Source organism: Psychroflexus sp. MBR-150, assembly GCF_053628795.1.
The window spans coordinates 32,793-45,096 of the sequence record NZ_JBRJHB010000017.1 but is presented as its reverse complement, the minus strand read 5'-3'; the positions used below and the strand labels follow the sequence as shown (position 1 = coordinate 45,096).

Here is a 12,304-nt window from a genome sequence, read left to right as displayed (position 1 = left end):
ACGTCATAAACTCCACCAAAAACAGAAGTGTCAAAATATAGTCTTAATTTTCTCATTTTCTAAAGATAAAAAATCTTTTAGAAATCGAAGTATTTAATGTAGCAGAATTTTTTTTTATGCTGTCGCACAACGGGCGAGTGTAACATTAGTGGCGTGCAAAAAGGCAACACATTTTCGTTTTTATTGGTAAAGATAGAAAAAAAATTCAAACCCTAAAATTCTGCCCAAACACAGCCATTAATGATATACATTGTTGGTAGTAGCGGTGGAGTAGGCGAGAACATTTGCTGAAAACGCCCAAGCCTTTCGTACCCATTTTTTTTCTTTCCCACGTTTTAAATTTCCCATAATTTCGATGTTATAACATTTCGTTGACGCTTAGCCATAGTTTTTGATTTAGCATCGTTCCTCGTTTTCTTTATTCACTATTTTATTGCAAATCAGCCTTTTGTTTCGGATTGTGATTTTCTCGTCGTGATGAGATTTTATTCGTTATCAATCATCGTGATAAGCCTATCATTTAGGATTTAGAAAAATTCCACCGAAAAAAATCCTACATCTTACTTTATCAAAAAATGGGTGAGCCTATAATTTTAAAAATATTATAGAGTAGTTGCTACCAACGGGCGAGTGTATCATTAGTGGCGTGCAAAAAATCAACACATTTTTGTTTTTATTGGTAAAGATAGAAAAAAATCTCAAACCTTAAAATTTTGCCCAAACACAGCCATTAATGATACACATTGTTGGTAGTAGCGGTGGAGTAGGCGAGAACATTTGCTGAAAACGCCCAAACCTCTCGCACCTATTTTTTTTCATACTCACGTTTCAAATTTCCCATAATTTCGATGTTATAACATTTCGTTGACATTTAGCTTTAATTTTTGATTTAGCATCGTTTGTCGTTTTCATTAATCGCTATTTTATTTGCAAATCAGCCTTTTGTTTCGGATTGTGATTTTCTCGTCGTGATAAGATTTTACTCGTTATCAATCATCGTGATAAGCCTATCATTTAGGATTTAGAAAAATTCCACCGAAAAAAATCCTACATCTTACTTTATCAAAAAATGGGTGAGCCTATAATTTTAAAAATATTATGGAGTAGTTGCTACCAACGGTAAGTGTATCATCAGTGGCGACCATAGATACGATGCTCTTTATTTTTTAACCATAAATTTAGAAAAAAATCCAGAAACGTCAAATTTAATTCCAAACTTCGCCATTGATGATACACATGGTTGGTAGCCGTTTTATAATTTTCTAGTTCATATTTTATTATTCATTAACACTTAAATCAATAATATTTAAGTTCTTAATATTCTTGATTTTTTTGATTTTATCTACTCTTTTTTGTAATCTTCTACCCATAAATAGACCTGACAAATAATATAATTCAATATCTTTATCTTGTATGTTATTTCTATTATCGACTACAATTCTTGTTTCAGAGTTTAAAATTTTATTTAGCTTTTTTCTAATATCGTTGTTTGCTATCTCTAATTTTGAAAAATTCTTTTCATTTACCAAGTCGGCTTGATATTCAATATCTTCATAACAATTTAAATAGTAAAACTGATTATTTTCTTTATATTCAAGAACAAGCATTGGCATAGATAAGCCTTCTTTAAATGTATTTAGAAGTTTTGTAGAGTCACTAAATGTCCTTATGCTGTATCCATAATCAACATTACTAATCATACCTTCATAATATTCTTTTCTATCTTGATTGCTAACATAAATGTCGGCATCTTTAATACCCAAATACGTTTTGAGTAAAGCGTTACAAGAACTTAGCCCTATCACTATTAAAAATGATAAGACTAAGATTTTCAAGATTTTATTCATAAGCAATGTCTAAATCGACGTAACCATTAATTAATGAGCTATCATTATAATTAACAACATAATTTTTTGCTAAAATTATAATTCGATTATAACCTAAACTTTCAGATATATCATCAGGCAAAATAAAATCGTCATCTTCATTTGATATGAAAATTTCATTAACGTCATAATTTAACTGTTCTTCAAATATAAGTCTGATAACATTTAAATTATCTGTTGTTTCAAAAATAACTCTACTTTCATTATTATCATTTGATGTTCTACTAGATACCGTAGCAGTAACTCTCACGTTACATAAACCAAACGACGTTGTGCAAGGTTCAACATTATGTCTTTCACTCCATCTTCTTCCCCTATGAAGAGTTGCAGAAACACTAACACTTACCTTAGGTTTTTTGTTTTGATAAATAATTTCACTTTTAGAATCAAATTCATTTACATCTTCACTACAACTGATAGATACCATTGTAATTACTACTAACAGAAATAATAACTTTAGGATTTTTTTCATTTTTTAAATAATTATATGTTATATCTAAACTTTATAAGTTTAAGGTCATTATAGTTTAGTTCGTGGTCTATCCACTTTAGACCTGTTGGCTTTCATTCTTCACTTTCAGAGAGTCAATTCACATTTTTTCTTTCAAATTCCGTAAGTCGGATGGTCTTTAAATTGCTCTGTTCAGTGTTCAAATGGCTACCAACGGTTTGGCTATGGGCAGTAGCGCCAAAAAAGTCATTCAGTTTTGATTTCAGACGTAAAGTTAGAAAATAAATCCCAAACTTATGTTTTTAGCCCAAACCCAAGCTATTGACTATAGCTATTGTTAGTGGCTTTTTTTAATTTGATGATATTATTATTATACCACCCTTTTCTTTTCCAAATAAGTTTATTGTTTTCGTATAAATAAAACTTTGGAAAAAAATCATCATTAACCCATTTAATATCACATTCTTCAGCGTTAAAAAAATCAAAATTGTCAAAATACTTACCGTGTATTTTAGTTATATAGCTTGTTTTTCCATATTCTAAAATTATTACATTTATTTTTGAATATAATTTATTTTTATACATCTTTTCAAGTGCAATATCGCAATAACCACAACCAGCTCCTGATATCATTACTAACTTATATTTACCATAATTATTTTTATTATGGTCTTGGTTAATTTTCTCACAATTGTTCAATCGCGGAGCTTTTGTTTGAGCTAAACAGTTTAAACTAATGAAATTAATAGTCGATGTGATAGCTATAATTATTATTTTTTTCATTTTCTTTAATTTTAACAGTAAAAAGTTAGTGGCAATTTACATTTATTGGACTATCTCACCATAAATTATGCAAATCCAGTTATTTCTTCTTTTACAACCTCTCGGTTTAGGTTTATAACCCTGAAAAATTTTAGGATCTGGAGCTATCTCTAATTGTTTATATACTTCACTTTTGTATTCCACTAAATCATTCAAAAATGAATCCATATCTGAATCATCCAATCTTTTTTTGATACTTGAAATATCAGCACCAATAACTCTGCCCTTATCATCAAAAATTAGACTTTCAGTAAATCTAGCATAAGCTTGACTATCAATACCATAGATTTTATCTAAATTTTTATCAAAAACTTTTGTTTTAAAATCTAAATTTTTAAAATCCAATGTATCATTCTGTAAATCATCGTTATTCTCACTACAAGCGGAGAATATAAAAATCATAATAATAAAAATTGTTTTAATTTTTTTCATAATTCTAAATTTTAAAGTTAAAAAAAATCGTAACTAATCAGTCCGCAAATTAGCAATAATATTTAGTGTAGATAAAACTGATTGCTGATTTTTTAAACAAGAATCTGTTACAGATCTAAGTATGGCAAAGTTATCACAGCCCTGTTCTGATCTAAATTGTCCAGAGATTTTCTGTTTTACTTTTATATTTCTTATTGCTCTTTCAGAGGCGTTGTTATCTGGAGGTACATCCAGATGATAGAGGAATGTAAAGATATAGTTCCTGTATTTTATAAGTCTTTTTTTAAAAGTTATTAATTCTTTATGTTCTTTTGGCGGATCATGATTTAAGATGATATCCATTCTTTTTTCTATACTTTTCTTTATTGGACAATCCTTGTTAAAGGCTATATCTTTTATATTTTTCTTAAAGTTGATGGCTTTTAAAAATAAGTTTTTGCAAGCTCTACTCCATTTATGATCGTACTTTTCAGTTAGATAGTTTAAATCCCGAAGTAAATGTGCCATGCAAATTTGGTGTGATTGAGCGTTGGTATTGAAATGACTCTTCCAACAATCGTGCACTAACACAGCATTTTCAAAACCATTTTCAAAGGTTTGTTCTATACTTTTTTGTCCTCTATTATCAGTTATGGTAATAAAGGTTGCTTTTTCATTTTGCCATGTCCACGCCCAGTTTTTGTCTCCTGATACTTTTACTCCTGTTTCATCGCTACCGATAGGTGATTTTGAGTTTGCTATTTCTTGTTTTATCAGATTATATGCAGGTTCAGCTTTAGTGACAAGTTTGTTTAATAAATAGTGTATTCCTCCTTCACTTATAGGAATATTAAAAACCGTATTGAACATTTCTTGCATTCTCTTAAAAGGCAAGTATTGTCTGGTATGAAAATATCCTATTAAACTTTCAATATTATTCCCATAGCTTACGGGTGCATTTGCTTGTGATGGATAGTCGCTTTTTGTTTCACAACCGCAAGGACAAACTTTTTTATAAACCTTGTGTTCTGTGACTTTTATTTTTATTTCAGGGATGTCAAATACCTGTCGACTTCCTGCATATTGATGTGGAAGTGATGAAAGGTCGTTTCCACAACAGTTACAATAATCTGGTATGTGTTCTTCTGTAACATCAGGTATCTCAACCATCTTCAAAGTATTGCCTTTTCTTCCTGTTTGCCCACCTGGCTTACGCCCTGTCTTTATTCTTAGGCTTTTCCTCTTTGGTCTATTTTCATCCTTTGAGGGTGGTATGGAGCTATTATTACTGTTTTTTGGAGTTTCATATTTGGCCAGTCGTGCTTTAAGTTGACTATTTTCTAATTCTAAAGCAATTAGCTTTTTAGAAAGTTCTTCTACCTTCTGCAAGAGTGATTCTATAAGCTTATCCTTTTCCAACTTTTTTTCTTACAAATGTAGGGTGGTATGTTTGTAACAAACAAATTATTAACCAATTAGTTATCAATCCAAAAAGTTAAAAATGTTGATAAAGGTCTGATTTTTAAAATCAAGCTCTAATGAGTGGCTTATTTGAAATTTTTTTTAAAAAATTGAAATAAGCACAAAGAAAATATATGCTCAGTTTGTATTATCCAAAATTTATAGTCTTATTTTTGACACTGATTAGTTACAAAAAATCAATTGCCACTAACTAGTATATATCCACAAAAATACACCACTTTTTTAATTTTTAGGCTTGTTTTTATACTTTTTTGCCATTTTGTCTAATGGACTTTCTATCTTTTTAGTGCTTTTTTGACTAATATGAGTATAAACTGTAGTCGTTTTGATACTGCTATGGCCCAAAAACTTTTGTATATATCTTATGTCTGTCCCGCCTTCTAACAAATTCTGACTAACGTAAAATTATATCACTATAAATCAGTTGTTTATATTTTATTCAACATTTCAATTTTCAATCTAAATTTACTCATTTTACGTTAGCCGAGAGTCTGTTGACAATGACTGTATGGCTATGTATTGTTGTGTAAAAAATCCACAGGATTCTTTCTGTCGTAAACCAATTTTCGGTAAAAGTAAGGAATTTTAGATAGAAAATTACGAAGCATTGAACTATAGCTTGTGTTGTGCGTTTGTATTTTTTCGCTATTGACATTATTTTTTTCTTTTTTTCCGAGTGTAGCTTTTCCTCCAAAACTTTGGTTTGGGTAATTCATTTTCCACAATTTCGATTCCTTTATTTCTCAAAACCATTTCAATCAGTTCAGATGTTTGGTCAAATTGCATAGCTAAATCTTTTATTGATATACCTTTTAGATATCTTTTCTGAATTTTCTGTTGTTCCAAGTCAGTTATATGTTTGTTTACAAAGTCAGATTTATTGGGAATTTTTGCTTGATAATTTTGAAGAACTTTTATAATGTCAGAAAGGACAGTTGGATTAATTTTTATTGATCTTTTTTCGTTTTCTGAATCAATAATGTTTTGGACAATTTCGATGTATAATAATCCGTTATCCTGCTTAACTAAATCAATCAGAAAATCACTTTTGTCGAATTCAAGTTGAGTGGTTTCTATTATCGTTTTCATTCCTTAAAGATTGGTTCAGTATGACTCACAACGTTCAGGCTATGAGTAGTGCGAGAAAAGAACGCTCTAAACTTTCAAACTCGGCCCAAACTCAAGCGAGCAATTCTCTATTTTTTAATTTTATAAATATATAAATCTCTCGTGAAAAAACACCCTTAATTTTTCGATTTTGCCAAAACATGTGCATTACTGATAGCTTTGTTAGCGGTTATTATTATTCTATTTTCACAGAAATTGGACCACCATGTGAAACGTATCCTCCACCAATTTCATCAATATTCACATTCAATTCATCACTTGTATTGACACCGACAATGTTTACATCAATTTCATCATGATTACTCAGTTTAACACTAATAGTTCCATCTTCATTTACTGGTACAATGCCATAATTGACATTAGGAGCAAGTTCCAATTTTTTTGTTGGCTCATTAGCATAAGTATTTGGAATTAAATCCAGATTTTTAATTGTCAAAATTGTAAGATTAACTGCAATAATTGTCAATACGATTTTAGTAAATTTGTCTGCTTTCATTTCTTTTAGTTTTAGTTATTGTTACATTTTATAAATATATAAATTGCTCCCGAAAAAACACCCCTAAATTTTTGATTTTGCCAAAACACGTGCTTTACTGATAGCCTCGTGTTAAACTCAATACATTAGTTCTACAAAACATAGAAAGGCGGATGCTTCTTTATTCCGTTAAGGCAATGAGCAAAGTTTTTAGAGCCAAGTTTGTGGCAGAATTGCGTTTTAATCACCTTGGCTGTCAATCTTTGTATGATAAACTCTTTTCTAAAGATTGGGTTATCTATGCCAAAATAGGTAATTTTTGCAAAAAGAAGGCTAAACTCAACGGTTTAGTTCAACATAATTTTTCATCGTTGGTGCTACGCACCCGACGAAAACTTAGTTGTTGGCAACAAACAGGCTTTCATTTCGTTTCGTCAAGTCTATTAGGGTTTTGTCTTGTATCAAAAACATTTGCTATTTCCACTCGGTTGAAATCATAATTTACCCAATAGACAATTTTATAGTTTTTATATACTATGTATCGAAATTCTTTTTCTCTGTGCTTTAAATTTAATTCAATTTGCCCGATTTCAGGTTGATTTTCTATTCCAATAGTCGTATTGACTACCAGTTATAAGTTTTTCAGCTATTTTTTTATTCGCTTTAATTGAATAATATTCGTAAATCGCTACAAGTTTATGTTCAGCAAGATCAAGCCAGTAAACTTCTAATTCCATTTCTGAATTTTAGCTTTTAATTCCGTTGCTTTAATCATTCGTCCATTTTTTGAATCATCCATCGCTTGGTCTATTTCAACGTCATATTGTTCCATTGTCATTGGCTTAAAACTTTCATCAATCAACTCAGCTTTTCTCTGGTGCAGAAATTTTTCAAGTTCGCTAACGATATCTTCATTCTGAAGTCTTAAGAATTCTTGAATAAATGATATTTTTCTTGTTTCTAAATTTTTTTAAACTTTAATCTAAGATACAAAAAATACAATTTATTTTCTATTGGTTTTTTAGTATGATTTTTTTTTATAGCTTCTGACTAACCTAAAATTATATTACTGTAAATCAATTGTTTATATTTTATTCAACATTTCAATTTTCAATTCAAATTTACTCATTTTACGTTAGCCGAGGGACTAAAGTTTCTATGAGTCTATGAGGGATTGTGGGTAACAGTTTTTATTAATTCGGGTTACAGTTTTTCATTCAAATCTTGTCTTCCGACAATTGCCATTATTTCTATAATATCTTCATTTACTTTAAAATAAATGCTATCAACTCCACAGACACAGCGTCTGTAGTCTTTTTTAATATAGTCAACCGATTCAAATGAAAAAGGTCTTTCAGCAATAATGTCGAAATATTCAAAAAAAGATTCGAAATATTTGTCCGCTTGGGTTATTCCAAATTTTTCAATTCCGTAGTGATGAATTCGTATCAAATCATTTTTCGCTTCGTTGCTTAATCTATATTTAGCCATTAAATAAAGACTTTGATTGTGCTAAAATTTCTTTTTTGCTGTCAGACGTAAATCCGCTATTTTCAGCTTTATCTAATTTAGTACGAACCCAGTCAATTTGAGCTTGTTGCTTTCGAGCTTGTCTAATCAAGTCATTTACCAGTTCGCTTTTACTCGAATATTCATTACTATCAACTTGAGATTTTAGCCATTCCTCGTTCGGACTTGTAAATGATATACTTTGTCTTGCCATAATTTTATTTTTTGGTGTAAAAATACATCAATTACGCATCATTTCCAAATTCTGACTAACGTAAAATTATATTACTGTAAATCATGCGTTTATATTTTATTCAACATTTCAATTTTCAATCCAAATTTACTCATTTTACGTTAGCCGAGGGACTAAAGTTTCTACGAGTCTATGAGGGATTGTTATCAACGGGTTGCACATATGGTTTGTGGCGAGCAAAAATGTGCAATTTTTTCTGTTAAGGTTTTATGTTTTTAAAAATACAAAAACTTTGGATTTGTTACTAATTCCGCCATAAACTATATGTGCTGTTATGCAACGGTTTTTTATATTTTTTTCTTATTCGGATTCTTTCTGTTTGAGAACAAAGAAACAATCTCAATTGAATTTTTATTAATTCGGTAATAAAGATTATTATGTTTTTCAACTACAGCTTTTCGAATATTTTTTTCTCGAATGATACTGGGAAAATTTCAGGGGATTTAGAAATCAGTTCTAATGTATGGTCTAATTTAGCAGAAAATGTTCTTAATTCTCTTTCAGTCCATTTGTTTTCAAGGTATTCAAAAGTTTCTTTAAGTTCTGATTTTGCGTGGTCAGTCCACAGTATTTTATAACCACTTTTCATAAACTTCTTTCACGTTTGAGTGAGAAGTCAATTTTCCGTTATCAGCATCTTGAATTCCTTTTTCAATGGACTCTTTTTCGCTTGCAGAAATTTCACTCCACCAATCATTTTTTTCTTTTTCTCTTAATTTCATTAATTTATCAATCAGAGAGATATCATTCAATGTAGATAACCATTGAATTAATTCTATTTTTTTATTTTCTAAACTTAAATCCATAATATCAAAGTTACAAATTTAATCTAAACATTCAGTTTTTGAATGCGATTTTTAACTGTTTCACAACGGTCTGGCTATGAGTAGTGCGGAAAAAGAAAGCTAAAACCTTTCAAACTCAGCCCAAACTCAAGCGAGTTATTTTGGATTTATAATTTTCATTCTATAAATATATAAATCGTTCGCTAAAAAACACGCCTAAACTTTTTGATTTTGCCAAAACACCTAGTCTCGTGATGTCCACCGTTTTCTATTCATTATCATAAAATTCAACTGTCTTTAAAAGCTGCTCTTCAAACTTATAAATGTCATCAACAGATTCAATTTTTTCTTTAGATTCATTTTTATCTTGGTCAAATAGGCTTATGTATTTTACTCCACCGTTTAGATGTAATCTGCAAATAGGTTTCCTGTTATTATCGTCTAATAAAACTCCAAAATAAGATTGAGTATCTCTATGGACTATTCTTTCCTTATTTACTTTTCTTCTTAGAATAGCAACAATAATTTGATAACCTTCTAACTCTTCATCAGTCGTTACAATTTTACTTATAGGTTCTTCTTCAACCTCTTCTTCTTGTTGCTTTTCTTGTTCTTTGTTTAAAGCTGAATTTAATCTGTCATTTACTTTTTCACTAATAATTTGATTAAAAGCCTTATTTACAAATTCTGTGAATTCTTCCATTACTCTTGAAGTCAATTTCCCACTATAAGTTTTTCTTGCAAATAATTTTACAAATTCTGGGGATGGTTCTAAAAGTTCATTATCAATTAGTGTTTTAATTTCGCTTGTATATTTTAAATTACTTGCATTGTCAACTATTAGAGAGACATCAAATTTTGATTTGTGAAATTTCTCAACTTCTTTTGCTGTGCTTTCTTTAATTTTAGTGATATCAAACTCCAAAAAGGGTTTTTCATCCATTTTGTTGTTTTCTTCCAAATCAGTATAAAATCTGTATTTTATTCCATTAGTTAAAAGTGCAAATCTTGTTTTAGTTACGTGAAAATATCTGAAAAGTTGAGAGTTATGAACGTCTAAATTTTGTTTCCAATGTTTACATTCTACAATCAAAATTGGGTTTTCATTTTGGAATATCGCATAATCAACTTTCTCTCCCTTTTTTAACCCTAAATCAGCTGTAAACTCTGGTACTACTTCAGTTGGATTAAAAGTGTCATATCCTAAGATATTAATAAATGGTAAAGTAAAAGCGTGTTTGGTAGATTCTTCAGTTTCGATTTTATCTTTCAATTGTTCGATTTTTTCGGCTAGTCTTTTTAGTTGATTGTATAATTCCATATTTGGTTATTTAAGTTTTTTTTCAAATGGGGGGCAACGTGCTAATGCTTCATTAATAGCATACAAAAAGTCAACACATTTTTGTTTTAATTGGTAAAGATAGAAAAAAATCTCAAACCTTAAAATTTTGCCCAAACACAGCCATTAATGATACACATTGTTGGTAGTAGCGGTGGAGTAGGCGACAACTTTTGCTGAAAATAAATGAATTTTTAGTTGGTTTTTGACTCAGTTCTTTGTTAGCTGCTGGCTTTTTATGTTTTTAAATTTTCTAATAATTCAATTCGGTTTAAGAAGTAGCCTAAATCTAAATCTCCTTCACTACGTCCTCTGTGAATATTTTCAAGGATATTCAAGAAACTCGAATTTTTGTCTTTATTAATTATTGAATCTATTAAAAGTTTATTTGAACTTGACTCACTATCATATTCATATAGCTTTTTGCGATAATATCTCGATTCTAAAAAGTTGTGATAGAAATTAACCAAATAAACTTCTAGCCACATTAATTCATTTTCTGTTTCATCATTCTTATTTAAAATAATTGTTTTTAAATACCTCTCCTGAACCTCCAAAAGAGTTAGTTCTTTATTTTTCAAACTAGTGTAAAACTCATTGTCCGTTATTTTAATAAAAGCTAGAAAAAGAAATATATGTGGAACTACATAGTTGTTAGATTTGAAACTTCTTAAGGCTACTCTTGCCAATCCAAAAATCTTTTCTTGTTGTCTTAGTGGAATATTTCGGTTCGTAAATAACAATTTGGCTATTCTCAAAAAGTATTCACTATCCTTTTGTAATTCACGATATTTTTGTCGTTCAGTAGAGTTGAAGAATTCATTGAATTCGTAATATTCAAAGAGGTATTTGTAGAAGACATCAGCATCTGGTTCGGGAATAGAATATTCCAAGTCAATAAATCGTCTTAAATATTCCTCTGAGTCAATGAAATCACTTCCATAAACACCTTTTATCGCATTACCTAATTGAACTTTGTCAATAGATAATACAAACACCACATTTGGAACAGAAAAGAAATGTTTGATCTGTTCTAAAATTGATACAGCATAATTTGGTCTACATCTATCAAGTTCGTCAACTATGAAAATTAAAGGTTTTCCTTCATACGTATTTGCAATAAATTCCGATAGACTTTTTTTGAATTCTGTAATGCTCTTTTTCTTTTCGGCATATTCGTTTACCTCATTTTCAAAAACATCTGATAATCCTTTGGTTACTCCTGCAATCGCATCTTTAACTCCTTTCGTGTCAATATATTTGTCGGCTAGTGCTTGCGCTATTACAGGTGCAATATGTTTAGATAAAGTTGCGGCTTTCTTTAAAGTTGATTTAAATTCTGGTTCAGTTGATTTTTTTGTCAGAGTTTTTAATTCTCCCATTAATGCTGTCAATGGATTATCCTCAAAGTCATTTTCCCAAGCGTTGAAATAAACTGTTTTATGTCCGTTATTTTCTAAGTCTTTTTGCCACATTTTTACAAACGTGGTTTTTCCGGTTCCCCATTTATTATTTATTCCAAGGACGAAACCATATGTGTAGGAATTAACAATATTTGTTAAAACATCAGCATATTTTTTTCTATCAAGTTTGCAGTTCGCAAAAGGATTTTCTTCTGATATATCTATTTCATTATGCCTAATGTTCATTTATTGTCTTTGTGTTTTTTTCAGCTTGCAGGTAACGGGCGAGTGTAACATTAGTGGCATACAAAAAGTCAACACATTTTCATTTTTATTGGTAAAGATAGAAAAAAAAATTTC

Annotated in this window: 15 protein-coding genes and 1 pseudogene; 1 reads left to right on the top strand and 15 read right to left on the bottom strand. The window is 29.8% G+C overall.

What is annotated here, in order from left to right:
- Positions 1 to 1,277: 1,277 nt before the first annotated feature.
- The 8 genes from ACSSV5_RS09865 to ACSSV5_RS09830 form a co-directional block, all read right to left on the bottom strand.
- Entirely contained in the window at positions 1,278 to 1,835 is a 558-nt protein-coding gene (locus ACSSV5_RS09865) for a hypothetical protein (RefSeq protein ID WP_454245737.1), read from the bottom strand.
- 4 nt (positions 1,836 to 1,839) lie between these two features.
- A complete protein-coding gene (locus tag ACSSV5_RS09860) occupies positions 1,840 to 2,358 on the bottom strand; it encodes a hypothetical protein (RefSeq protein WP_454245736.1) in 519 nt (172 codons plus the stop codon).
- A 297-nt stretch (positions 2,359 to 2,655) separates the two neighbouring features.
- Positions 2,656 to 3,120, bottom strand: a complete 465-nt coding sequence (locus ACSSV5_RS09855) for a hypothetical protein (protein ID WP_454245735.1) — start codon at positions 3,118 to 3,120, stop codon at positions 2,656 to 2,658.
- 42 nt (positions 3,121 to 3,162) lie between these two features.
- Positions 3,163 to 3,591: a hypothetical protein gene (locus ACSSV5_RS09850; RefSeq protein WP_454245734.1), complete on the bottom strand. Its 429-nt coding sequence runs from the start codon at positions 3,589 to 3,591 to the stop codon at positions 3,163 to 3,165.
- A 33-nt stretch (positions 3,592 to 3,624) separates the two neighbouring features.
- Positions 3,625 to 4,989, bottom strand: a complete 1,365-nt coding sequence (gene tnpC, locus ACSSV5_RS09845; protein ID WP_454245733.1) for an IS66 family transposase — start codon at positions 4,987 to 4,989, stop codon at positions 3,625 to 3,627.
- 285 nt (positions 4,990 to 5,274) lie between these two features.
- Complete coding sequence (locus ACSSV5_RS09840; protein ID WP_211065652.1) at positions 5,275 to 5,439, bottom strand: tyrosine-type recombinase/integrase; 165 nt, start codon at positions 5,437 to 5,439, stop codon at positions 5,275 to 5,277.
- Between the two features lie 267 nt (positions 5,440 to 5,706).
- A complete protein-coding gene (locus tag ACSSV5_RS09835) occupies positions 5,707 to 6,141 on the bottom strand; it encodes a hypothetical protein (protein ID WP_211066353.1) in 435 nt (144 codons plus the stop codon).
- Between the two features lie 214 nt (positions 6,142 to 6,355).
- Entirely contained in the window at positions 6,356 to 6,676 is a 321-nt protein-coding gene (locus ACSSV5_RS09830; protein WP_211066352.1) for a hypothetical protein, read from the bottom strand.
- A gap of 158 nt (positions 6,677 to 6,834) precedes the next feature.
- On the opposite strand from ACSSV5_RS09830, the pseudogene ACSSV5_RS09825 reads away from it, so the two are divergent.
- Positions 6,835 to 6,963 (top strand): annotated as a pseudogene (locus tag ACSSV5_RS09825) (IS91 family transposase); the annotation flags it as partial.
- 282 nt (positions 6,964 to 7,245) lie between these two features.
- Here the strand turns inward: ACSSV5_RS09825 and ACSSV5_RS09820 are convergent.
- The 7 genes from ACSSV5_RS09820 to ACSSV5_RS09790 all read right to left on the bottom strand — a co-directional run bounded on the left by ACSSV5_RS09820 (position 7,246) and on the right by ACSSV5_RS09790 (position 12,190).
- Entirely contained in the window at positions 7,246 to 7,392 is a 147-nt protein-coding gene (locus ACSSV5_RS09820; RefSeq protein ID WP_211066351.1) for a hypothetical protein, read from the bottom strand.
- 466 nt (positions 7,393 to 7,858) lie between these two features.
- Positions 7,859 to 8,146: a type II toxin-antitoxin system RelE/ParE family toxin gene (locus ACSSV5_RS09815; RefSeq protein WP_454245732.1), complete on the bottom strand. Its 288-nt coding sequence runs from the start codon at positions 8,144 to 8,146 to the stop codon at positions 7,859 to 7,861.
- Positions 8,139 to 8,378 (bottom strand): ribbon-helix-helix domain-containing protein, encoded by a 240-nt coding sequence (locus tag ACSSV5_RS09810; protein ID WP_211066350.1) that lies wholly within the window; start codon positions 8,376 to 8,378, stop codon positions 8,139 to 8,141. Before ACSSV5_RS09810 ends, ACSSV5_RS09815 begins: the two co-directional genes overlap by 8 nt.
- Positions 8,379 to 8,805: 427 nt before the next feature.
- A complete protein-coding gene (locus ACSSV5_RS09805; protein WP_454245731.1) occupies positions 8,806 to 9,006 on the bottom strand; it encodes a type II toxin-antitoxin system RelE/ParE family toxin in 201 nt (66 codons plus the stop codon).
- Positions 8,990 to 9,223, bottom strand: a complete 234-nt coding sequence (locus tag ACSSV5_RS09800; protein WP_454245730.1) for a hypothetical protein — start codon at positions 9,221 to 9,223, stop codon at positions 8,990 to 8,992. The genes ACSSV5_RS09805 and ACSSV5_RS09800 overlap by 17 nt, the downstream gene beginning before the upstream one ends.
- A 247-nt stretch (positions 9,224 to 9,470) precedes the next feature.
- The gene (locus ACSSV5_RS09795) at positions 9,471 to 10,523 is read right to left on the bottom strand and encodes a type I restriction endonuclease (RefSeq protein ID WP_454245729.1); all 1,053 of its coding nucleotides are present in this window, start codon (positions 10,521 to 10,523) and stop codon (positions 9,471 to 9,473) included.
- Between the two features lie 254 nt (positions 10,524 to 10,777).
- Positions 10,778 to 12,190, bottom strand: coding sequence for a KAP family P-loop NTPase fold protein (locus tag ACSSV5_RS09790; protein WP_454245728.1), 1,413 nt, complete (start codon positions 12,188 to 12,190; stop codon positions 10,778 to 10,780).
- Positions 12,191 to 12,304: the final 114 nt, after the last annotated feature.

Bases quoted from the DNA above. Each gene is read 5' to 3' on its own strand.
- ACSSV5_RS09860 (WP_454245736.1), bottom strand. From the start codon at position 2,358: ATGAAAAAAATCCTAAAGTTATTATTTCTGTTAGTAGTAATTACAATG.
- ACSSV5_RS09855 (WP_454245735.1), bottom strand. From the start codon at position 3,120: ATGAAAAAAATAATAATTATAGCTATCACATCGACTATTAATTTCATT.
- ACSSV5_RS09850 (WP_454245734.1), bottom strand. From the start codon at position 3,591: ATGAAAAAAATTAAAACAATTTTTATTATTATGATTTTTATATTCTCC.
- ACSSV5_RS09835 (WP_211066353.1), bottom strand. From the start codon at position 6,141: ATGAAAACGATAATAGAAACCACTCAACTTGAATTCGACAAAAGTGAT.
- ACSSV5_RS09830 (WP_211066352.1), bottom strand. From the start codon at position 6,676: ATGAAAGCAGACAAATTTACTAAAATCGTATTGACAATTATTGCAGTT.
- ACSSV5_RS09820 (WP_211066351.1), bottom strand. From the start codon at position 7,392: ATGGAATTAGAAGTTTACTGGCTTGATCTTGCTGAACATAAACTTGTA.
- ACSSV5_RS09815 (WP_454245732.1), bottom strand. From the start codon at position 8,146: ATGGCTAAATATAGATTAAGCAACGAAGCGAAAAATGATTTGATACGA.
- ACSSV5_RS09810 (WP_211066350.1), bottom strand. From the start codon at position 8,378: ATGGCAAGACAAAGTATATCATTTACAAGTCCGAACGAGGAATGGCTA.
- ACSSV5_RS09805 (WP_454245731.1), bottom strand. From the start codon at position 9,006: ATGAAAAGTGGTTATAAAATACTGTGGACTGACCACGCAAAATCAGAA.
- ACSSV5_RS09800 (WP_454245730.1), bottom strand. From the start codon at position 9,223: ATGGATTTAAGTTTAGAAAATAAAAAAATAGAATTAATTCAATGGTTA.
- ACSSV5_RS09795 (WP_454245729.1), bottom strand. From the start codon at position 10,523: ATGGAATTATACAATCAACTAAAAAGACTAGCCGAAAAAATCGAACAA.
- ACSSV5_RS09790 (WP_454245728.1), bottom strand. From the start codon at position 12,190: ATGAACATTAGGCATAATGAAATAGATATATCAGAAGAAAATCCTTTT.